General features: G+C 70.7%; 21 protein-coding genes. 9 read left to right on the top strand and 12 right to left on the bottom strand.

Annotated features, from left to right (window positions below):
- Positions 1 to 137: 137 nt before the first annotated feature.
- Positions 138 to 875 carry a SigE family RNA polymerase sigma factor gene (locus IF28_RS0117290; protein WP_030220668.1) on the bottom strand — a complete coding sequence of 246 codons (738 nt, stop codon included), beginning with the start codon at positions 873 to 875 and terminating at the stop codon, positions 138 to 140.
- A 243-nt stretch (positions 876 to 1,118) separates the two neighbouring features.
- Here IF28_RS0117290 and afsQ1 point away from each other — a divergent pair, with 243 nt between their 5' ends.
- The 5 genes from afsQ1 to IF28_RS0117315 all read left to right on the top strand — a co-directional run bounded on the left by afsQ1 (position 1,119) and on the right by IF28_RS0117315 (position 4,938).
- Positions 1,119 to 1,796 carry a two-component system response regulator AfsQ1 gene (afsQ1, locus tag IF28_RS0117295; protein ID WP_158713693.1) on the top strand — a complete coding sequence of 226 codons (678 nt, stop codon included), beginning with the start codon at positions 1,119 to 1,121 and terminating at the stop codon, positions 1,794 to 1,796.
- Positions 1,793 to 3,391, top strand: coding sequence for a sensor histidine kinase (locus tag IF28_RS0117300; RefSeq protein WP_030220674.1), 1,599 nt, complete (start codon positions 1,793 to 1,795; stop codon positions 3,389 to 3,391). The genes afsQ1 and IF28_RS0117300 overlap by 4 nt, the downstream gene beginning before the upstream one ends.
- Positions 3,391 to 4,014 (top strand): hypothetical protein, encoded by a 624-nt coding sequence (locus tag IF28_RS0117305; protein WP_030220676.1) that lies wholly within the window; start codon positions 3,391 to 3,393, stop codon positions 4,012 to 4,014. The genes IF28_RS0117300 and IF28_RS0117305 overlap by 1 nt, the downstream gene beginning before the upstream one ends.
- Before the next feature lie 82 nt (positions 4,015 to 4,096).
- Positions 4,097 to 4,675, top strand: a complete 579-nt coding sequence (locus IF28_RS0117310) for a VanZ family protein (protein WP_030220679.1) — start codon at positions 4,097 to 4,099, stop codon at positions 4,673 to 4,675.
- Between the two features lie 59 nt (positions 4,676 to 4,734).
- Positions 4,735 to 4,938 (top strand): PspC domain-containing protein, encoded by a 204-nt coding sequence (locus IF28_RS0117315; protein ID WP_030220683.1) that lies wholly within the window; start codon positions 4,735 to 4,737, stop codon positions 4,936 to 4,938.
- An 88-nt stretch (positions 4,939 to 5,026) separates the two neighbouring features.
- Here the strand turns inward: IF28_RS0117315 and IF28_RS0117320 are convergent, their stop codons facing one another.
- Positions 5,027 to 5,332: a hypothetical protein gene (locus IF28_RS0117320; RefSeq protein ID WP_030220686.1), complete on the bottom strand. Its 306-nt coding sequence runs from the start codon at positions 5,330 to 5,332 to the stop codon at positions 5,027 to 5,029.
- 139 nt (positions 5,333 to 5,471) lie between these two features.
- Entirely contained in the window at positions 5,472 to 6,629 is a 1,158-nt protein-coding gene (locus IF28_RS0117325) for an adenosine deaminase (protein ID WP_030220690.1), read from the bottom strand.
- Positions 6,630 to 6,742: 113 nt separating this feature from the next.
- Between IF28_RS0117325 and IF28_RS0117330 the strand changes: the two genes are divergently transcribed.
- Positions 6,743 to 7,504, top strand: a complete 762-nt coding sequence (locus tag IF28_RS0117330) for an alpha/beta hydrolase (RefSeq protein ID WP_030220693.1) — start codon at positions 6,743 to 6,745, stop codon at positions 7,502 to 7,504.
- Between the two features lie 62 nt (positions 7,505 to 7,566).
- Here the strand turns inward: IF28_RS0117330 and IF28_RS0117335 are convergent, their stop codons facing one another.
- The gene (locus IF28_RS0117335) at positions 7,567 to 8,529 is read right to left on the bottom strand and encodes a LysR family transcriptional regulator (RefSeq protein ID WP_030220696.1); all 963 of its coding nucleotides are present in this window, start codon (positions 8,527 to 8,529) and stop codon (positions 7,567 to 7,569) included.
- A 63-nt stretch (positions 8,530 to 8,592) separates the two neighbouring features.
- On the opposite strand from IF28_RS0117335, the gene IF28_RS0117340 reads away from it, so the two are divergent.
- Both IF28_RS0117340 and IF28_RS0117345 read left to right on the top strand, forming a co-directional pair.
- A complete protein-coding gene (locus tag IF28_RS0117340; RefSeq protein WP_030220698.1) occupies positions 8,593 to 9,888 on the top strand; it encodes an MFS transporter in 1,296 nt (431 codons plus the stop codon).
- Positions 9,889 to 10,075: 187 nt separating this feature from the next.
- Positions 10,076 to 11,080: a sigma-70 family RNA polymerase sigma factor gene (locus IF28_RS0117345; protein WP_030220701.1), complete on the top strand. Its 1,005-nt coding sequence runs from the start codon at positions 10,076 to 10,078 to the stop codon at positions 11,078 to 11,080.
- On the opposite strand, the gene IF28_RS37840 is transcribed toward IF28_RS0117345, so the two are convergent.
- The gene (locus IF28_RS37840) at positions 10,964 to 11,362 is read right to left on the bottom strand and encodes an STAS domain-containing protein (protein WP_158713694.1); all 399 of its coding nucleotides are present in this window, start codon (positions 11,360 to 11,362) and stop codon (positions 10,964 to 10,966) included. The two genes, IF28_RS0117345 and IF28_RS37840, sit on opposite strands and share 117 nt — an antisense overlap.
- Positions 11,363 to 11,490: 128 nt before the next feature.
- Between IF28_RS37840 and IF28_RS0117350 the strand changes: the two genes are divergently transcribed.
- The gene (locus IF28_RS0117350) at positions 11,491 to 12,411 is read left to right on the top strand and encodes an AEC family transporter (protein WP_030220705.1); all 921 of its coding nucleotides are present in this window, start codon (positions 11,491 to 11,493) and stop codon (positions 12,409 to 12,411) included.
- Position 12,412: 1 nt separating this feature from the next.
- Here IF28_RS0117350 and IF28_RS0117355 read toward each other — a convergent pair whose 3' ends face one another.
- The 7 genes from IF28_RS0117355 to IF28_RS0117385 form a co-directional block, all read right to left on the bottom strand.
- Positions 12,413 to 12,997, bottom strand: a complete 585-nt coding sequence (locus IF28_RS0117355; protein WP_030220708.1) for a Uma2 family endonuclease — start codon at positions 12,995 to 12,997, stop codon at positions 12,413 to 12,415.
- A 94-nt stretch (positions 12,998 to 13,091) separates the two neighbouring features.
- Positions 13,092 to 14,375 (bottom strand): thymidine phosphorylase, encoded by a 1,284-nt coding sequence (locus tag IF28_RS0117360; protein ID WP_030220711.1) that lies wholly within the window; start codon positions 14,373 to 14,375, stop codon positions 13,092 to 13,094.
- An 84-nt stretch (positions 14,376 to 14,459) separates the two neighbouring features.
- A complete protein-coding gene (locus IF28_RS0117365) occupies positions 14,460 to 14,858 on the bottom strand; it encodes a cytidine deaminase (protein ID WP_030220713.1) in 399 nt (132 codons plus the stop codon).
- Positions 14,855 to 16,129 carry an ABC transporter permease gene (locus IF28_RS0117370; RefSeq protein ID WP_030220716.1) on the bottom strand — a complete coding sequence of 425 codons (1,275 nt, stop codon included), beginning with the start codon at positions 16,127 to 16,129 and terminating at the stop codon, positions 14,855 to 14,857. Before IF28_RS0117370 ends, IF28_RS0117365 begins: the two co-directional genes overlap by 4 nt.
- Positions 16,126 to 17,247 (bottom strand): ABC transporter permease, encoded by a 1,122-nt coding sequence (locus IF28_RS0117375; RefSeq protein ID WP_030220718.1) that lies wholly within the window; start codon positions 17,245 to 17,247, stop codon positions 16,126 to 16,128. Before IF28_RS0117375 ends, IF28_RS0117370 begins: the two co-directional genes overlap by 4 nt.
- Positions 17,247 to 18,794 (bottom strand): ABC transporter ATP-binding protein, encoded by a 1,548-nt coding sequence (locus IF28_RS0117380; protein WP_030220721.1) that lies wholly within the window; start codon positions 18,792 to 18,794, stop codon positions 17,247 to 17,249. The genes IF28_RS0117375 and IF28_RS0117380 overlap by 1 nt, the downstream gene beginning before the upstream one ends.
- A 203-nt stretch (positions 18,795 to 18,997) precedes the next feature.
- On the bottom strand, positions 18,998 to 20,047 hold the full coding sequence (locus IF28_RS0117385) for a BMP family lipoprotein (RefSeq protein ID WP_030220724.1): 1,050 nt from the start codon (positions 20,045 to 20,047) through the stop codon (positions 18,998 to 19,000).
- Between the last annotated feature and the right edge of the window lie 221 nt (positions 20,048 to 20,268).

The raw sequence follows: 20,268 nt of genomic DNA on the forward strand, positions 1-20,268 counted from the left end.
CCCCGATCGTCACGGCGACGTCCCCCGACATCCCCGCGACCTCCCCCGCTTGCCACGGTGGCGTCCCCCGACATCCCCGTGGCCCCCCGATCGTCACGGAAGCGTCCCCCGACACCCCCGCGACTCCCCCGTAACCCTCAGGCGACGAGCTCCCCGAAGGCGTTCTCCTCGTCACGGCCGAAGCTGAGGACCTCGTCCTCGCGCAGCCGGCGGAGCGACCGCCAGATGCTGGACTTCACCGTGCCGACACTGATGCCGAGGATGTCGGCGATCTCCGGGTCCGTGCGGCCCTCGTAGTAGCGCAGCACCAGCATCGTGCGCTGGAGCTCGGGCAGCCGGGCCAGGGCCTGCCACAGGACCGTACGCAGCTCGGTGCCGCGCATCGCGTCCGTGTCGCCGGCCGTCTCCGGCAGTTCCTCGGTCGGGTACTCGTTCAGCTTGCGGCGGCGCCACGCGCTGATGTGCAGGTTGGTCATGGTGCGGCGGAGGTATCCGCCGACCGCGGCCTTGTCGCTGATCCGGTCCCACGCCCGGTAGGTCGAGAACAGCGCGCTCTGCAGCAGGTCCTCGGCCTCGAAACGGTCGCCGGTCAGGTGGTAGGCGGTGGCGTACAGGGAGGCGCGGCGCTCCTGGACGTAGGCGGTGAACTCCGCCTCCGACAGCGAGCGGCGCTCCCCCGAGCCCTCCCCGTACGCGCTTCCCCCGTTCGTCTCCCCCGTGGGTGCGTCAACCACCGCCATGATCGTGGTGTGCTGGCGCCCGGTGCCGCGGGCGCACCCCCGCATGCCCGCCGCACCGGACTTCTCGGAACCCCGGTGCACGTCGTGCAGTCGCGTGATCACTGCGCTGGAGCTGGTGCCGTGCAGCGTGTTCATCTCGCGCCCCCCGTCGTGGACTTCCGGTGTTCTGCTCCGCTGTTGTGCTTGTGCCGAGAAGCTTGCCGGTGGACCTTCATGGCCGTGTCAGCCGACTGTCACAGACGTGTCACAGGGGTCGGCCACCGTGGCACCACAGATCCTTCACACGCGTCCGTGCATGAATCGGCATGTATGGGGTCCCCATGGGCATCTGTCGCCCACGGGTCGAACAGGGAGGCCTTCATGGGCCAGAATGAGTGCGTGCCTTCCCTGTTGCTGATCGAGGACGACGACGCCATCCGCACGGCCCTGGAGCTCTCACTGACGCGCCAGGGCCATCGGGTGGCGACCGCTGCCAGTGGTGAGGACGGTCTGAAGCTGCTGCGTGAGCAGCGGCCGGATCTGATCGTGCTGGATGTGATGCTGCCCGGCATCGACGGTTTCGAGGTGTGCCGTCGCATCCGGCGCACGGACCAGTTGCCGATCATCCTGCTGACCGCGCGCACCGACGACATCGACGTGGTGGTCGGGCTGGAGTCCGGCGCCGACGACTATGTCGTCAAACCGGTGCAGGGGCGGGTGCTGGACGCCCGGATCCGGGCGGTGCTGCGGCGCGGGGAGCGCGAGTCCAGTGACTCGGCGACCTTCGGCAGCCTCGTCATCGACCGTTCCGCGATGACGGTGACGAAGAACGGCGAGGATCTGCAGCTCACCCCGACCGAGCTGCGGCTGCTGCTCGAGCTGAGCCGGCGGCCGGGGCAGGCACTGTCCCGGCAGCAGTTGCTGCGGCTGGTGTGGGAGCACGACTACCTGGGCGACTCCCGTCTGGTGGACGCGTGTGTGCAGCGGCTGCGCGCCAAGGTCGAGGACGTGCCGTCGTCCCCGACGCTGATCCGTACCGTGCGCGGTGTCGGTTACCGGCTGGACCCGCCTCAGTGACACAGGAGCACCAGGGGGGAAGCCGCGGCTGGTCCGCGGCGCGCAAGGGAGTCTGGTCACGGCTGCGCTTCACCAGCCTGCGGCTGCGCCTGGTCGTGGTGTTCGGGCTGGTCGCGCTCACGGCGGCGGTGTCCGCGTCCGGTATCGCGTACTGGCTGAACCGCGAGTCGGTGCTGACACGTACCCAGGACGCGGTGCTGCGCGACTTCGAGCAGGAGATGCGCAACCGGGCGGGCACGCTGTCCGAGCGTCCGACCCAGGACGAACTGCAGCGTACGGCGGGCCAGATGGCCACCAGCAGCCAGCGCTTCACCGTGCTGCTGGTCGCCGAGAACCCGGACGGGCGGACGGTGTACGGCAGTTCGGGCGGGCTGAACGGCTTCTCGCTGGAGGACGTGCCGGTCTCGCTGCGTGAGGCGGTGACCGAGCGGCAGGAGATCACGTCGACGAACAAGTATCCGCACCATCTGTACTGGCAGCGGATCGTCGACGACGGCACCCCGTATCTGGTGGCGGGGACGCGGCTGATCGGCGGCGGGCCGACCGGCTACATGCTGAAGTCGCTGGAGCCGGAGGCGAAGGACCTCAACTCGCTGGCCTGGTCGCTGGGGATCGCCACCGGTCTGGCGCTGATAGGTTCCGCGCTGCTCGCGCACGCGGCGGCCACGACGGTGCTGAAGCCGGTGCAGCGGCTCGGGGTGGCCGCGCGGCGGCTCGGCGAGGGGAAGCTGGACACCCGGCTCAGAGTGTCCGGCACGGATGAACTCGCGGATCTGTCACGGACGTTCAACAAGGCGGCCGAGGCGCTGGAGAAGCGGGTGGCGGACATGGCCGGCCGTGACGAGGCGTCCCGGCGGTTCGTGGCCGACATGAGCCACGAGCTGCGTACGCCACTGACCGCGATCACGGCCGTGACCGAAGTGCTGGAAGAGGAGCTGGAGTTCGAGAACGGCGGATTCGATCCGATGATCGAGCCCGCGGTACGGCTGGTGGTGAGCGAGACCCGGCGGCTGAACGACCTGGTGGAGAACCTGATGGAGGTCACCCGCTTCGACGCGGGCACCGCCCGGCTGGTCCTCGACGACGTCGACATCGCCGACCAGATCACCGCCTGCATCGACGCGCGTGCCTGGCTGGACGCGGTCGACCTGGACGCCGAACGCGGCATCCACGCACGGATCGACCCGCGCAGGCTCGATGTGATCCTCGCGAACCTCATCGGCAACGCGCTCAAGCACGGCGGGTCGCCGGTACGGGTGGCGGTACGGGTCGACGACACGGACGGCACCGGGGACGGGGACGCGTTGGTCATCGAGGTGCGGGACCACGGGCCGGGCATCCCGGAGGAGGTCCTGCCGCACGTCTTCGACCGCTTCTACAAGGCGAGTGCCTCCCGGCCGCGTTCGGAGGGCAGCGGTCTGGGTCTGTCCATCGCGCTGGAGAACGCCCATATCCACGGCGGTGAGATCACCGCGGCCAACTCCCCGGAGGGCGGCGCGGTGTTCACGCTGCGACTGCCCCGGGACGTGTCCGCGCGGGACGCTTCGGAGAAGACCGGCGACGTCGGGGACGAGGGCGCCGAGGGGGACGCCTGATGAACGTAGGGACTGCTGTACGGCGTGCGCGCGGACCGCTCGCGGTGGGGGCGCTGGCGGCGCTGCTCGCCGGGTGCGGGATACGGGCCACGGAGGTGCCGACCGACTTCGGTCCGGCACCGTCACGGGCCCGCTGCTCACCGGCCACGCCGGAGGTGACGACGCAGGCGCAGCGGGGGCTGCCGGTTCAGGTGTTCCTGCTGTGCGGGTCCTCGCTGGTGGCCGTCGACCGGACGGTGCGGGTGCCGGAGGGGGCGGCGGACTCGCGGCGGGCCGTGGTGGCGCAGGGGCTGCTGGACGAGCTGTCGCAGAAGCCGTCGGCCGCCGAGGAGCAGGCCGGGTACAGCACGCGGGTGCGCAGCGGGACGGCCGTGAGCGGTCCGCGCTCCGGTGATCCGGAGGACACGCTGCGGCTGAGCACCGCGCCGGGGAGCCTCACGCCCGCCGGGCTGGCGCAGATCGTGTGCACGTTCTCCGACTCGGCGGCGGCGGAGGGGGACGGCTCGGTGATCCTGGGCGGCCCCGACGACACCCGGCCGCGCCGCTACCGGTGCACGGACGAGGTCCGGTCGGGTCCGGACGACGCCGGGGAGCCGCCGTCCTCCGAGGTCACCGACGAGTGAGCGCCCGCTGTGGCGCATGCCTCATACGGTGAACGGGTGACATCCCGGAACCGATCGTGCCGAACGCCGCGTCTAGGGGGTCGTGCAGCGTCAAGGCTTCATCGGCGGATCCGCCGCGACCCGTATCCATGTGGCAGGAGGTGTCCTCCTGGCCGTGTATCTCGCGTTCGTCGCCTGGTACACGCTGCGCCCCCTGGACGTCCCCTGGGTGATGCCCGCCAGTCTGCGGCCGCTGGACGGCATCCGCGGCGACTTCGCGCAGGGCTGGCGGACGGGGGTCCGCCGGCTCGGTGAGGGGCTGGTGCTGCTCGCGCCGCTGGGCGTGCTGCTGCCGATGGCCGGGGGCCGGCTGACCGTGTCGCGGCTGGGTTCGCTGATCCGCACCGTGACGGCGACCGCGCTGGTGTCGCTGGCGATCGAGATGCTGCAGACGGCGGTGCCGGGGCAGGTCGTGGACGTCGACTCGCTGCTGCTGAACACGGCGGGCGCGGCGCTGGCGCACGCGGCGGTGGTGCCCGCGGGCCGTGCCTGGCTGCGCCGGGCGGTACGGCGGTCCGGTACGGCCCTTCTTCCGGAGGAGCCGGCTCAGGGTAGGACCCCGACGATTCCCAGGGTCGGGATCGCCCCATGGAGCGACGCTTTGCCCCCTTCGTCTCCGTAACGTGGAGGGTAGAGAGGCAGCCGGTCGGGAGGCCTCGCACCGTCCATCAGGGAGCAGTCATGAGCAGCCTCGCACGCCCCACCCACGACCGCATGATCGGCGGAGTGTGCGCCGCGCTGGCCCGGCGCTTCGGCACCTCCGCGTCCACGATGCGGGTGATCTTCCTGCTGTCGTGTCTGCTGCCCGGGCCGCAGTTCCTGCTGTACATAGCGCTGTGGATCCTCTTGCCCTCGGAGGACAAGACACGGGCGGCCGCCTGGTGACGCCGTAGCACCGTCCCCGGCGCGTACGCCGACGGGGCGCGGCCCGGTTTCCGGGTCGCGCCCCGTCGGTGCGGTGCGGTGCGGCGGGTCAGGCGCCGAGCGGGGCCCCGTTGAGGGTGACGCCCTGGGTGGGCAGGTTCTGCAGCGGCAGGCCGCCGAGCAGACCGGTGGCCGGGGCGGCGGGGCTCGCCAGCTCCTGGCCCGTCGCCAGCGCGTTCTCCGACTCGGGCAGCGCGGTGGTCACCTTCTCCGCCGGTACGGCCTGGGTGACGGTGTCCAGCGCCGGGGCGGCGTCCGGGAGGGCCGGGGCGGCGCTGGCGGCGCCGGCGCCGGCGGCGGCGAAGGCGGCACCCAGAGCGGCGACACCGAGGGTCTTGGCAGCAGACTGCTTCATGTAAACGCGTCCTCGACATGGGATACGGGGATGTGAGCGGTGCTGAGACCGTAATCACCGCCGCCCTCCGCCGCAAACAGCGAAATGGGGACGACATGTGAACGGCGACCGCTCTCCCGTTTTCCCGTGAACGCCGTTCTCAGCCCTCCGTCTCCGTAGAGTCGCTGGTGGAGACGGTCTGACGGAACAGCCATTCGGATTTCAGCTCGGCATAACCGGGCTTGACGACGTCATTGATCATGGCCAGTCGTTCATCGAAAGGAATGAACGCTGATTTCATCGCATTGACGGAGAACCACTGCATGTCGTCGAGCGTGTAACCGAATGCGTCGACCAGGTGCTCGAATTCCCGGCTCATGGTGGTGTGGGACATCAGCCGGTTGTCCGTGTTCACCGTCGCCCGGAAGTGCAGCCGGCGCAGCAGCCCGATGGGATGCTCGGCGTACGAGGCCGCCGCCCCGGTCTGCAGATTGGAACTGGGGCACAGTTCCAGCGGGATGCGCTTGTCCCGGACGTAGGAGGCGAGCCGGCCGAGTTCCACCGTGCCGTCGTCGCGGACCCGGATGTCGTCGATGATGCGCACCCCGTGCCCCAGCCGGTCGGCGCCGCACCACTGCAGGGCCTGCCAGATGGACGGCAGTCCGAACGCCTCACCGGCGTGGATCGTGAAGTGGTTGTTCTGGCGCTTCAGATACTCGAAGGCGTCGAGGTGCCGGGTGGGCGGATAACCGGCCTCGGCGCCCGCGATGTCGAAGCCGACGACGCCCAGATCCCGGTACCGGTTGGCGAGTTCGGCGATCTCCAGGGCGCGGGCGGCGTGCCGCATCGCGGTGAGCAGGGCGCCGACCCGGATGCGGCGGCCGTCCTCCCTCGCGCGCCGCTCCCCCAGCCGGAAGCCCTCGTTGACCGCCTCGACGACCTCTTCGAGGGTGAGCCCGCCCGTGAGGTGCTGCTCGGGTGCGTAGCGCACCTCGGCGTAGACGACACCGTCCTCGGCGAGGTCCTCGGCGCACTCGGCGGCGACCCGGACGAGCGCGTCGCGGGTCTGCATGACCCCGACGGTGTGCGAGAACGTCTCCAGATACCGCTCCAGGGAGCCCGAGTCGGCGGCCTCCCTGAACCACAGGCCCAGCTTGTCGGGATCGGTCTCGGGAAGCTGGGCGTACCCGCACTCGCGGGCCAGGTCGACGACGGTGCCGGGACGCAGACCGCCGTCGAGATGGTCGTGCAGCAGAACCTTGGGCGCCCGGCGGATCTGCTCCGTGGTCGGGGTGTTCGCGATGGTCTGGCTCGTCATTTCCGCACTCTAACTCCTACGCGCGTAGATCACCGGGTGGGCGCGGGCGCCGATACGTAACAGTGATCGCACGGCCGGGTGGAGTACACCCGCACTTCTGAGAATGTTCTGTCATGGCACAGGAAGCGATGCCGGTTCGCACGGCCCGGCTGGGGAGGGCGCACGGCCCGGAGCCGTTGGCGGTGAGCGGAGTGGTTCTGCTGCTCCCGAGCGGTGAGGAGGTCTCCGGCCGCAGACCGTCGGCCATGCTGGCGGCCGCCTCCGTACGCGCCCTCGGACGCCGGCTCACCCGCGCGGGCCGGGACCAGAGCCTGGCGGCCCATGCCGTCCACTACCGCTACCGGGGCTGGAACGGCAGCGAGGCGCATCTCGCGCGCGATGCCGCGTGGGCCGCCGACGAGGCCGTACGACGCTACGGCGACGTCCCCGTCTGCCTCGCCGGAATCGGCATGGGCGGCCGGGCGGCGCTCCGCGCGGCGGGCCACGAGGCCGTCAACACCGTGCTGGCGCTGGCCCCCTGGCTGCCGGAGGAGGACGTGGCGGCGCCACCCGAACCGGTGAAGCAGCTCGCGGGGCGGCGGGTCATGATCGTGCACGGTACGAACGACGCGCGCAGTGACCCTGAACTGTCGTTCCGGCTGGCGGCTCGGGCGAAGAAGGCGAACCGGGAGGTGTGCCGGTTCGAAGTCCATGCGGACGGGCACGGGTTGAGTCAGTACCGGGGTGAAGTGCTGGCGCTGGCGGAGGACTTCGTGATGGGGGCGCTGTTCGGGCGGGCGTTCTCCCGGCCGGTGCAGGATGCTCTGGCCGCGCCTCCGCCGTTGGGGTTGCGGATGCCGCTCGCTGCCGGGTTCGGGGAGTCTTTGCGGCGCTAGCTAGCGCCGGCGGGGTCGTGTCGTCGCGCGGCTGCGGGTCGTCGGGGGCCGGTTGCCGCTTCTCACGTAGGCAGCAGGGTGCCCCTCTTGCTCAGCAGGAACTTCTTGAAGGCCGCCACCGGGGGTGTGTCCGGGTGGCCGGCCAGCCATGCCACGCCGATCTCCCTCGCTGCCCTGGGGGCCGTGACCGTCAGTTCCGCCACTCCTGGGCGGGGGAAGGCCGGCGGGGGGAGGAGGGCCACTCCCAGGCCTGCCGCCACCAGGCCGCGGAGGGTTTCGGCTTCCTCGCCCTCGAAGGCGATACGGGGTTTGAAGCCGGCCTGGGCGCAGAGGTCGTCGGTGATGCGGCGGAGGCCGTAGCCGGGTTCCAGGGTCACGAAGGTCTCGTCCGCGGCCTCGGCGAGGCGGATACGGCGGCGGGCGGCGAGGCGGTGGTCGACGGGGACGACCAGGCGCAGCTTCTGCTCGTCGAGGCGGCGGGCGACGAGGTCCGGGGCGTCGGGCACCGGGGAGGTCAGGCACAGGTCGAGTTCGCCCGCGCGGAGGCGTTCCAGCATGGCCTCGCCGTAGTTCTGGACGAGGCTGAAGCGGATGCGCGGATGGTCGGCGCGGAAGGCGTGCAGCAGGCCGGGTACGGTCTCGGCGCCCATGGTGTGCAGAAAGCCGAAGGCGACCTTGCCGGTGGCGGGGTCGGCGTCGGCTCGGACCTCGTCGGCGGCCCGCTCGATCTCCGCGAGGGCGCGTTCGACGGAGGTGAGGAAGGTGCGGCCGGCCGGGGTGAGGGAGACCGTGCGGCCGTGGCGGGCGAACAGTTCGACACCCAGGTCCTGTTCGAGGCGGACCATCGCGCGGGACAGGGTGGACTGCGGGACCTGCATCTCCTGGGCGGCTCGGGTGACGTGCTCGGTGCGGGCGACACCGGCGAAGTAGGCGAGGCGGGGTGCGAGCAGCCTCGACATGTCGTCCGTGTCTTGTGTGTCACCGGTCTGTGACAGCCGGCTCTGTGACCTCCGCTGATGCACCATGGGAACGATTATGGCAATTCCATGCATTGGACGGATCAGCCGGGGCGTACGTAACTTCGAGGCATGACTCCCGCCAGTACCGGGGCGTCCACCAGCGTGGACGCCGTCACAGCCGTTCCCCCGACCTCTTCTGCCCCGTCCGTCTCCGAGACCCGGATGTCCCCGGGCGGGCCCGGTTACCGCCGGATGAGTCTGGCCCTTTTCCTCGCGGGCGTCGCGACCTTCGCGCTCCTGTACTCCACCCAGGCCCTGCTGCCGCTGATCTCCGGCGACTTCGCGGTGAGCGCGAGTGACGCGAGCTGGACGGTGGCGGCAGCCACGGGTGGGCTGGCGCTGTTCGTCCTGCCGATGAGCGCCCTGTCGGAACGTTTTGGACGGCGTACGGTCATGACGGCGTCCCTGGCCGTCGCGGTCACCCTCGGACTGCTGGTGCCGTTCGCTCCGTCGCTGGGCGCGCTGGTGGTACTGCGGGCACTGCAGGGTGCGGCGCTGGCCGGGCTTCCGGCGTCGGCGACGGCGTATCTCGCGGAGGAGGTCACGCCGAAGGCGCTGGTGACGGCGATCGGGCTGTTCGTCGCCGGTAACAGTGTCGGCGGCATGAGCGGCCGGGTGATCACCGGCTGGGTGGCGCAGGAGTGGGGCTGGCGGGTCGCCGTCGGGGTGATCGGTGTGGTCGCGGTGGCGTGCGCGGTCGCCTTCCGGCTGCTGCTGCCGGCGCCGCGGCACTTCCGGGCGGGGTCGCTGCGGCCGGGTGTGCTGGTGCGGACCGTGCGGGAGCATCTCTCCAATCCGCTGCTGCGGCGGCTGTACGCGATCGGCGCGCTGTTCATGACGGTGTTCGGCGGGGTGTACACGGTGATCGGGTACCGGCTGACGTCGGCGCCGTTCTCGTTGCCGCAGGGGATCGTCGGTTCGATCTTCCTGGTGTATCTGGTGGGGACGGTCTCGGCGTCGGCCGCCGGGCGGCTGGTGGGGCGGCTGGGGCGCCGGGGTGCGCTGTACGCGGGCGGTGGGACGACCGCGGCGGGGCTGGTGCTGTCGCTGGCGGACTCCTTGCCGGTGGTGCTGCTGGGGCTGGTGCTGATCACCGGGGGGTTCTTCGCGGGGCATGCGGTGGCGTCGTCGGCGGTGGGGAAGACGGCGACGGTGGGGCGGGCGCAGGCGTCCGCGCTGTACCAGTCGGCGTATTACGTGGGGTCGAGTGTGGGGAGCACGGTGGGGGCGGTCGCGTTCCACGCGGGGGGTTGGGGCGGGACGGTGGCTGTCGGGCTGGTGGCCGTGGCGGGGGTTGCGGGGATCACTCTGGCGGGGACGCGGGCTGCTGCGCGGGCGGGTGGTGTGGTGCGGGCGGCGGCCTGAGTCATTTCTTCGCCCCCGCCGCCCCTTCCCGTCCCGACCCTGGGGCTCCGCCCCAGACCCCGCTCCTCAAACGCCGGAGGGGCTGATTCCCACCCGCACGTTCTCTTTCGCGGCGGGCCGTTGTCAGTGGGCTGTTGTAGCTTCCGGAGTGGTGGACCGCTACGACACCACATGGGGTGGGTGGACGATGACGACCGAGACCGACCTGGACACCAGGCTCGAGCAGTACCGGGTCGAACTGACCGGGTACTGCTACCGCATGCTCGGCTCCTCCTTCGAGGCGGAGGACGCGGTACAGGACACGATGATCCGCGCCTGGCGCAGCTACGACAGGTTCGAGGGCCGCTCCAGCCTCCGCTCCTGGCTCTACCGCATCGCGACCAACGTATGCCTCGACATGCTGACGGCGGGCAACAAGCGGGCCCGCCCGATGGACCTGACCGAGTCCACCCCGCTGGCGCGCGCCGCGCTGTCCCCCCGCCCGGACCACACCTGGCTGGAGCCGATGCCCGACGCCCGCGTGCTGCCCGCCCCCGCCGACCCGGCGGAGGCGGCGGTCGCCAAGGAGTCGGTACGGCTGGCGTTCATGGCCGCGCTGCAGCAGCTGCCGGCCAAGCAGCGGGCGGTACTGATCCTCCGGGAGGTGCTGGCCTGGAAGGCGAGCGAGGTCGCCGAACTGCTCGGCACCTCGGTCGCGTCGGTGAACAGCGCGCTCCAGCGGGCCCGGGCGACGCTGGCGGAGCGGCGGCAGCCGGGCGAGGACGCGTCGGTCTCCGACCCGCTGGACGAGGAGCAGCAGAAGCTGCTGGAGCGCTACGTGGCGGCGTTCGAGGGGTACGACATGTCGGCGCTGACCACGCTGCTGCACGAGGACGCCATCATGACGATGCCGCCGTTCGACCTGTGGCTGACCGGCGTCGACGACATCACGGGCTTCATGACGACGCTGGGCGCGCCCTGCGCGAACTCCCGGCTGATACCGGTGGAGGTCAACGGGCTGCCGGGGTTCGCCCAGTACAAGCCCGACCCGGAGGCCGGCGGCTATCTGCCCTGGGCGGTCCAGGTGCTGGAGATCTCAGACGGCCGGATCACCGGGTTCCACTGCTTCCTCGACACCAAGCGGTGGTTCCCGCTGTTCGGGCTGCCCCTCCATCTCGAAGCGGAGGCCGACCAGGTCGAGCAGGGCGCATAGCGCCGGGGAGGGGTCCCGCAGCCGTATCCGGCCGCCGGCCCGGCGGGCGGTGAGCTGGAGCCGGGCGAGCAGGTTCACGGCGGCGAGGCCGGCCGGGCCCAGCCCGGCCACATCGCACACGACGACACCCCCCGAGCCCCCGCCGCCGGCGTCCAGCAGTGCCCGCAGAGCGTCGCAGGGCCCGCTCACCTCGTCCCGGGAGACAAGGGGGCCGTCGAGCACGAGTACGGGCGGTGTCATGGCATCCACGACCGGTAGACCCGGCGGCAGCGCGTAACTCATCGCGAACGGCCGGGGCCGTAAGGATCACATTGACCTGGGCACGGCCCTCCCCGGAGGGTTGGCTGTATGTGCCATAGATCATCCCCGCCCACGGTGTTCGATGCTCTGCGCGTCCGTGAGGAGCCGCCGTGCAGGGGGTGCTGAGCGGGTTCCTGGTGATCGCCGTCGTCATCGGCGTCGGCTATGTCATCGGCCGTCGGGGGCATCTCGGCGCGCAGGGCCGTGAGGTCCTGACGAAACTGGCGTTCCATGTGGCGTCCCCGGCGCTGCTGTTCACCACGCTCGCCCGGGCCGACCTGTCGGTGGTCTTCTCCAGCCGCCTCCTGGTCACCGCGCTGAGCACGGCGGCGGTGGCGGGCGTGTTCGTCGCGGTGGGTGTCGTACGCCGCTGGGGCGTGGGCCGCACCACCATCGGCGCCCTGTGCTCCAGCTACGTCAACTCCGGCAACCTGGGCATCCCGATCGCCGTGTACGTGCTGGGCGACGCCTCGCTGGTGGCGCCGGTACTGCTGTTCCAGCTGGTCGGGGTCACGCCGGTCGCGCTGACGATCCTCGACCTGGCGACGGCGGGCGAGAAGCAACCGCTGTGGCGGCGGCTGCTCACCCCGTTGCGCAATCCGATCGCGGTGGGGTCGCTGGCGGGGGTGGCGGTGTCGGCGGCCGGGATCGGGATACCGGGGCCGGTCTGGGATCCGGTGAACCTGATCGGCAACATGGCGGTTCCGGCCGTGCTGCTCGCGTTCGGCATCTCGCTGCGCGGCAGCACGCTGCCCCTGCGGGGCGGTGACCGCGGGGCGGTGCTGCTCGCCGTGGGGCTGAAGGCGGTGGGCCAGCCCCTGGCCGCCTGGGCCCTGGCGGTGGGCGTCTTCGGGCTGCGCGGTGCGCATCTGCTGGACGTGGTGGTGACCTCGGCCCTGCCGGCCGCCCAGAACCTCTTCACCTACGCGAGCAGCTACCGCGTCGGCGAGAAGCTGGCCCGCGAGGCGATCCTGGTGTCGACGGTCCTGTCGGTGCCGGTGCTCGTGGTGGTGGCGGCGCTGCTGGGGTGAGTCAGGCTCCCGGGAACTCCGAGGTGTCGATCACGAGGTCGAAGGGGGCGGGGAGCTTGATCGGCTCGCCGAACTTGGCGGTGCTCAGCGGTCGGTAGACGGCACCCTTCGGTTCACCGTAGAGGGTCACAGTCGGGCCGTCGGGGGCCCATCTGTCGACGAGGAGATACAGCGGAATGCCTGCGGTGGCATATGCGGCGGGCTTGCTGACGCGGTCGTGCCGCGCGTTGGACTTCGAGGTGACCTCGACGACCAGCTCGGCGAGGGCTGCGGGCATGTGGGAGTCCGATTCCATGTCGTCTCGCAACGGGGCCACGACAAGATCGGGGATGAGCATCCCCAAACGCGAGGGTACGGCGATGGCCAGCGTCTGGAAGATTTCCCAGTCCTCGGGGATCACGGAGTAGAGCCGACGCTGGATGCGGACCGCGATCACGTTGTGACGGTAAGCGGGAGCAGGTGACACGGTGACGATCCCCTCGATGATCTCCACCTTGCTGCCCTCGGGCCATTCCATCTCCTCCCAGAACCGGACGAGGTCGTCCCAGCTCTGCTCGGGGTCCTGGCTCACGGTGAGTGCGCTCATGGCGGTCTCCTTCGGTGCGTCACCGAGTACAGCATGCCGAACGGGACCGGCGGCGGTCCACCGGTCCCGTTCACCCGATCGGGGAAAGTGCTGGTCAGGCGATACGTTCCAGCACGACCGGCGTGGCGGAGAAGTCCGTGCCGGGGGCCGCGATGTCGTAGCAGCCCTCGATCGACTGGAGGGCGTAGTCGAAGCGTTCCGGGGTGTCCGTGTGCAGGGTGAGGAGGGGCTGGCCCTCCTGGACCGGGTCGCCGGGCCTGGCGTGGAGTTCCACGCCCGCGCCCGCCTGGACCGGGTCCTCCTTGCGGGCGCGGCCCGCGCCGAGGCGCCAGGCGGCGACGCCGATGTCGTAGGCGTCCACGCGGGTCAGGACGCCCGAGGCCGGGGCCTTGACGACGTGCTGTTCCTTCGACGTGGGCAGCGGCGCGTCCGGGTCGCCGCCCTGGGCCGAGATCATGCGGCGCCAGACGTCCATCGCGGAGCCGTCGGCGAGCGTCTTCGCCGGGTCGGCGTCCTTCAGGCCGGCCGCGTCCAGCATCTCGCGGGCGAGGGCGAGGGTCAGTTCGACGACGTCCGCCGGGCCGCCGCCCGCCAGGACCTCGACCGACTCGCGGACCTCGAGGGCGTTGCCGGCGGTCAGGCCGAGCGGGGTGGACATGTCGGTGAGGAGGGCGACCGTCTTCACGCCGGAGTCCGTGCCGAGGCCGACCATCGTGCGGGCGAGTTCGCGGGCGTCGTCGAGGGTCTTCATGAAGGCGCCGGTGCCGACCTTCACGTCCAGGACCAGGGAGCCGGTGCCCTCGGCGATCTTCTTCGACATGATCGAGGAGGCGATCAGCGGGATCGCCTCGACGGTGCCCGTGACGTCCCGGAGGGCGTAGAGCTTCTTGTCGGCGGGCGCGAGGCCGTCACCGGCCGCGCAGATGACCGCGCCGGTGCCGTCGAGGACGCTCAGCATCTCCTCGTTGGAGAGCAGCGCGCGCCAGCCGGGGATGGACTCCAGCTTGTCGAGGGTGCCGCCGGTGTGGCCGAGGCCGCGGCCGGAGAGCTGGGGGACGGCCGCGCCGCAGGCCGCCACCAGGGGGGCCAGCGGGAGGGTGATCTTGTCGCCGACGCCGCCCGTGGAGTGCTTGTCGGCGGTGGGGCGGGACAGGGACGAGAAGTCCATGCGCTCGCCGGAGGCGATCATCGCGGCGGTCCAGCGGGCGATCTCGCCCCGGTTCATGCCGTTGAGGAGGATCGCCATAGCGAGGGCCGACATCTGCTCGTCGGCCACCTCCCCGCGGGTGTACGCGTCGATGACCCAGTCGATCTGCTCGTCGCTGAGTTCGCCGCGGTCCCGCTTGGTGCGGATGACGGAGATGACGTCCATGGCCATGGCTGGCGTTCCTTCCGGAGGTGCGAAGGGTGCGGCCCCTCCGGCCGACGGTAACGGCCGTCGGGCGAAGGGGCCGCGGAGGCATTACTTGGTGAGGTGCTGCGGCCCGAAGGCCTGCGGCAGCATCTCCGACAGCGGCAGGATTCCCGCCGGTGTCTCGAGCAGCAGGCCGGGGCCGCCGAACTCGTACAGCAGCTGGCGGCAGCGGCCGCACGGGACGAGGATCTCGCCGGCGCCGTCCACGCAGGTGAAGTGCGTGAGCCGGCCGCCCCCGGTGCGCTGCAGCTCCGAGACCAGTCCGCACTCGGCACACAGGCCGAGTCCGTACGAGGCGTTCTCGACGTTGCAGCCGGAGACCGTGCGTCCGTCGTCGACCAGGGCCGCGACGCCGACCGGGTACCCCGAGTAGGGGGCGTAGGCGTGGGACATGGCGTCCCGGGCCACGGCGCGCAGCGCCTCCCAGTCGGCGTCGGCGGCGGTCACTTGCCCTGTCCCTTCCGGTACGGCATGCCGTCCGCCTTCGGCATCCGCAGCCGTTGCGCGGAGAGGGCGAGGACGACGAGGGTGACGACGTACGGGGTGGCGGAGACGACCTGGTTGGGAACCTCGTTGGTGGCGGCGTACCAGGCCCAGACGAGGATGCCGATGACCAGGGTGATCACGGCCTGGACGTACTTCTTGCGGATCACCAGCCAGATGGCGCCGATGACGAGGAGCAGCGCGCCGAGGAGCAGCAGCGCGTGCACGTTCGCCGAGCCGCCGCGGAGGTTGAGGCTGTCGGTGTAGCCGAAGAGGCCGGCGCCGATGGCGAGGCCGCCGGGCATCCAGTTGCCGAAGATCATCGCGGCGAGGCCGATGTAGCCGCGGCCCGAGGTCTGGCCCTCCAGGTAGAACGGGTTGGCCACGATGGAGAGGAAGACGCCGCCGAGGCCGGCCAGACCGCCGGAGATGATCACGGCGAGGTACTTGTACTTGTAGACGTTCACGCCGAGGGACTCGGCGGCGATCGGGTTCTCGCCGCAGGAGCGCAGCCGGAGACCGAAGGCCGTGCGCCACAGGATCCACCAGGTCGCGGGGATGAGCGCGATGGCGATCAGGGTCAGCCAGGAGACGTTGGTGACCAGTCCGCCGAGCAGGCCCGCGACGTCGGAGACGAAGAACCAGCCCTTGTCGTTGAGGTCGCTCAGCCCGTCGGAGAGTCCCGGCACGGTGAAGTGGCCGAGGGAGTCGACCGCCGGGGACTGCTTGGCGGAGCCGCCCTGGTGGCCCTCGAAGGCCAGCGGGGCGAGGTAGCGGGTGGCGCCGAGGGCGAGGATGTTGATGGCCACACCGGAGACGATGTGGTTGACGTTGAAGGTGACCGTGACGACGGCGTGCAGCAGTCCGCCGAGGCAGCCGCCGATGATGCCGACGAGGACGCCGGTCCACGGGCCCCACTGGAATCCGGCCCAGGCGCCGAACCAGGTGCCCAGGATCATCATGCCTTCGAGGCCGATGTTGACGACGCCCGCGCGCTCGGCCCACAGACCGCCGAGGCCGGCGAGGCCGATCGGGACGGCGAGCTGGAGCGCGGTGGACATCTGGCTGACGTTGGTGATGCCGTCCGCGCCGGTGACGAGGCGGACGATCGACGTCAGCGCGAGGGCTCCGGCGATGACCAGGAGCAGGACGGGCCACGACATCCGGCGGCCGGTCGGCGGGGCGTGTTCCAGCGACGGCTGGTTGACGTCGGTCGCTGTGGTCGGAGCGGTCATCGGCCGGCCACCTCCTTCGTGGTGTTGTTGGCGCCGAGGACGTTGCCGGCGGCGAGCTCGGCACCGACCCGGCGCTGCTGGCGGCGCAGGCCCCACTCGCGGACGGCCTCGTAGGAGACGACGACCGAGAGGACGATCAGGCCCTGCATGATGACCGCGATCTCCTTGTCGTAGCCGTGGAAGTCCAGCTCGGGGCTGGCCTTGTCGAGCCACGCCCACAGGAGGGCCGCGAAGGCGATGCCGACCGGGCTGTTGCGGCCGAGCAGGGCGATGCCGATGCCGAGGAAGCCGATCCCGGTGGGGAAGTTGAGGTTGTACGTGTGGGAGTCGCCGAGGAGGATCGGCAGGCCCGCGAGACCGGCGATGGCACCGGAGATCAGCATGGCGGTGAGGACCATGCGCCGGGGGTCGACGCCGCTGGCGGAGGCGGCCGACTCGGAGGCGCCGGAGGCACGCAGGTCGAAGCCGAAGCGGGTGCGGTTGAGGGTGACCCAGTAGCCGATGCCGAGCAGGGCGGCGAGGACCACCAGGCCGTAGATCTCGCCGGCGTCGCCCATGTCGATGCCGGGAATCCAGCCGGACTCGTGCATCTCGCCGGTGGTGCTGTTGTTGCCGACCTTGACGCCGAAGACGTCCGGCTTCCACATGTAGACGATGAGCGAGGTGGCGATCGCGTTGAGCATGATCGTGGCGACGACCTCGCTGACGCCGCGGGTGACCTTGAGGACACCGGCGATGCCGGCCCAGAAGGCGCCGGTGAAGACGGCGGTGAGCAGCAGCAGCGGGACCTGGAGGAACGCCGGCAGGTTCGCGTGGGCGCCGACGACGGCGGCCATGAAGGCGCCGAGCTGGTACTGGCCGTCGACACCGATGTTGAACAGGTTCATGCGGAAGCCGATGGCGACCGCGAGGGCGGCGATGTAGTACATCGAGGCCTGGTTGATGATCAGGACCTGGATGTCGGAGAAACCGGCCTGCTCGAACATCAGGGCGAACGGCTCGACCGGGTTCTTGCCGGAGGCGATCAGGACGATCGCGCTGAGCACGAAGGCCACGGCGAGCGCGATGACCGGTCCGGCCACCGCGAGGAGCACGCGCTCCTTGTCGAACTTCTTCATCAGCGGGCCTCGTCTTCCGGAGACTCGGGGTTCTCGTCGTGCTCCAGGTGGCCGGTCGCGGCGCCGGTCATGGCCGTGCCGAGTTCCTCCGGGGTGACGGTGGCCGGGTCGGCGTCCGCGACCAGCCTGCCGTCGTAGATCACCCGCAGGGTGTCGGACAGACCGATGAGCTCGTCCAGGTCGGCGGAGATCAGCAGCACGGCCAGGCCCTCTCGGCGGGCCTCGCGGATGTGGTCCCAGATGGCGGCCTGCGCGCCGACGTCCACACCGCGGGTGGGGTGGGCGGCGATCAGGAAGCGCGGCTTGTGGCTCATCTCGCGGCCGACGATCAGCTTCTGCTGGTTGCCGCCGGAGAGGGAGGCCGCGGTGACGTCGATGCCGGGGGTGCGGACGTCGTACTCCGTCACGATCCGGCGGGTGTCCTCCTGGGCGGCCTTGAGGTCCAGCCATACGCCCTTGGCGTTGGGCGTCTCGGTGACGTGGCCGAGGATGCGGTTCTCCCAGAGGGGGGCCTCCAGGAGCAGGCCGTGGCGGTGGCGGTCCTCGGGGATGTAGCCGATGCCCTGCTCGCGGCGCTTTCGGGTGGGGACGGCGGTGATGTCCTCGTCGGCGAGCCGGATCACACCGGAGTCGGCGTGCCGCAGTCCGATCAGGGCGTCGACCAGCTCGGTCTGGCCGTTGCCTTCCACGCCGGCGATGCCCAGGACCTCGCCGGCGTGGATGGTGAAGGTGATGTCGTCGAGCAGGGCCTTGCCGCCGGGGGCCGCCAGACGCAGCTTCTCGACGGTGATGACGGGGCGGTCGGTGACCGTGGACTCCGCGGTCTGGGGCGTCGGCAGCTCGCTGCCGACCATCAGCTCGGCGAGCTGGCGCGGGGTCGTCTCGGCGGGGACGGCCGTGCCGACCGTCGTACCGCGGCGGATGACGGTGATGTCGTCCGCGACGGAGAGCACCTCGCCCAGCTTGTGGGAGATGAAGATGACCGACAGGCCCTCGGCCTTCAGCTCGCGCAGGTTGTCGAAGAGCGCGTCGACCTCCTGCGGGACGAGGACGGCGGTGGGCTCGTCGAGGATCAGGGTGGTGGCGCCGCGGTAGAGGACCTTGAGGATCTCCACGCGCTGGCGGGCGGCGACCCCGAGCTCCTCGACCAGGACGTCGGGGCGTACACCGAGGCCGTAGCGCTCGGAGAGCTCCTTGATCCTGCGGCGGGCCTTCGCGCCGATCCCGTGGAGCTTCTCGCTGCCGAGGACGACGTTCTCGAGGACGGTCAGGTTGTCGGCGAGCATGAAGTGCTGGTGCACCATGCCGATGCCGCGGACGATGGCGTCGGCGGGCGAGGAGAAGGTGACCTGCTCGCCGTGGATCGCGATGGTGCCCTCGTCCGGCTTCTGCATGCCGTAGAGGATCTTCATCAGGGTCGACTTGCCGGCCCCGTTCTCACCGACCAGGGCATGGACGGTGCCCTTGCGGACGGTGAGGTGGATGTCGTGGTTGGCGACGACACCGGGGAAGCGCTTGGTGATGCCGGCGAGTTCGACGGCGGTCACCGAATCGTTGACCGCCGCTCCGGCCGGAGGGCTGCTGGACGCGTTGATGACGCACTCTCCTGGGGACGGGGGCCATCTACGCGCGTAGCGCCCCTACGGCATACAAAGGGGCGGCGCACCGAACCGACGGGGTACGAGGAGCCGGGCTCCTCGTACCCCGTCGAGCGGAAACGCGACCCCGGGTTGTTCGGGGGTGACGTGCCTCAGCTCGACTTGACCTTGATCTCGCCGCCGATGATCTTCTCCTTGGCCGTCTCGATGGCTTTCTGGAGCTCGGCGTCGTCCGCGAACTTCGGGTTGGAGTTCGCCAGGCTCACCTCACCCGTCTTCAGATCGCCCTTGACGATACCGGTCGCGGGCGTGCCGTCCTCGACCGACTTCGCCAGGTTGTACACCGCCTTGGCGACGTCCTTCATCGCCGAGGTGAGGATCGAGTCCTTGTACTTGGCGAGGGCTTCCTGCTGGTACTGGTCGGAGTCGACACCGATCGCCCACACCTTGTTGGCGGCGGCGGCCTCGATGACACCCTGGCCGGACAGGCCCGCGGCCGCGTAGACGACGTCGGCCTTCTTCTCGATCTGGCCCTCGGCGGCGCTCTTGCCCTTGTCGGGGCTGGAGAAGCCGCCCTCCTCCGCGGTCTGGGTCAGGAACTGCGAGATGACCTTGACCTTGGGGTCGGTGTCCTTCACGCCCTGCTCGAAGCCCGCGCGGAACTTGTGGATGAGCGGGATGTTCACACCGCCCACGAAGCCGACGACGTCGGTCTTGGTGGACTTGGCGGCGGCGACACCGGCGAGGTAGGAGGCCTGCTCCTCGGAGAAGACCAGGTCGGCGACGTTCTTCGCCTCGATCGTGGCGTCGTCGACGATGCCGAAGGTGGTGTCCGGGAACTTCTCCGCGGCACCCTTCACGGCGGCGGCGTACGCGTAGCCGACACCGACGACCGGGTTGTAGCCCTGCTTCGCCAGCGAGACCAGGCGCTGCTCCTTGTCGGCGTCGGTCTCGCCGTCGGTGGGCTCGACGTCGGCCGTCTCGTACTTGAATTCCTTCTTCGCCTGCTCGAGGCCCGCGTACGCGGCGTCGTTGAAGGACTGGTCGCCCTTGCCGCCGACGTCGTAGGCGATGGCGAGGCCCTTGTCCGCCTTGGACTCCGAGGAGCCCGAGGAGGTCGAGGTGCCGCCGCAGGCGGAGAGCGCGAGGGCCAGGGAGGCGGTCGCTGCGCCTGCGACCGTGATCCGGGAAATCCGGCGCATGTGTGGTGCTCCTAGTCGTACAAGCGCCGGGACGTGTTCAGCTGCGGCGCTGGCTTTGCCGCAGATTAACGCGCGTAGACCTGCCTGAAAACCCCTTCTGTCCACCTTGTTATGCGGCCGTGGCCTAGTCGGGGGCGGGCGGGGGCCGGGGGTTGCCGGGTGCGAGTGCGGGGTGGCGGTGGGTGAGCGGGAAGGGGTGGAGACGGCGGAGCGGGCGGGCG

Source organism: Streptomyces sp. NRRL WC-3626 (genome assembly GCF_000718785.1).
Lineage (GTDB): Bacteria > Actinomycetota > Actinomycetes > Streptomycetales > Streptomycetaceae > Streptomyces > Streptomyces edwardsiae.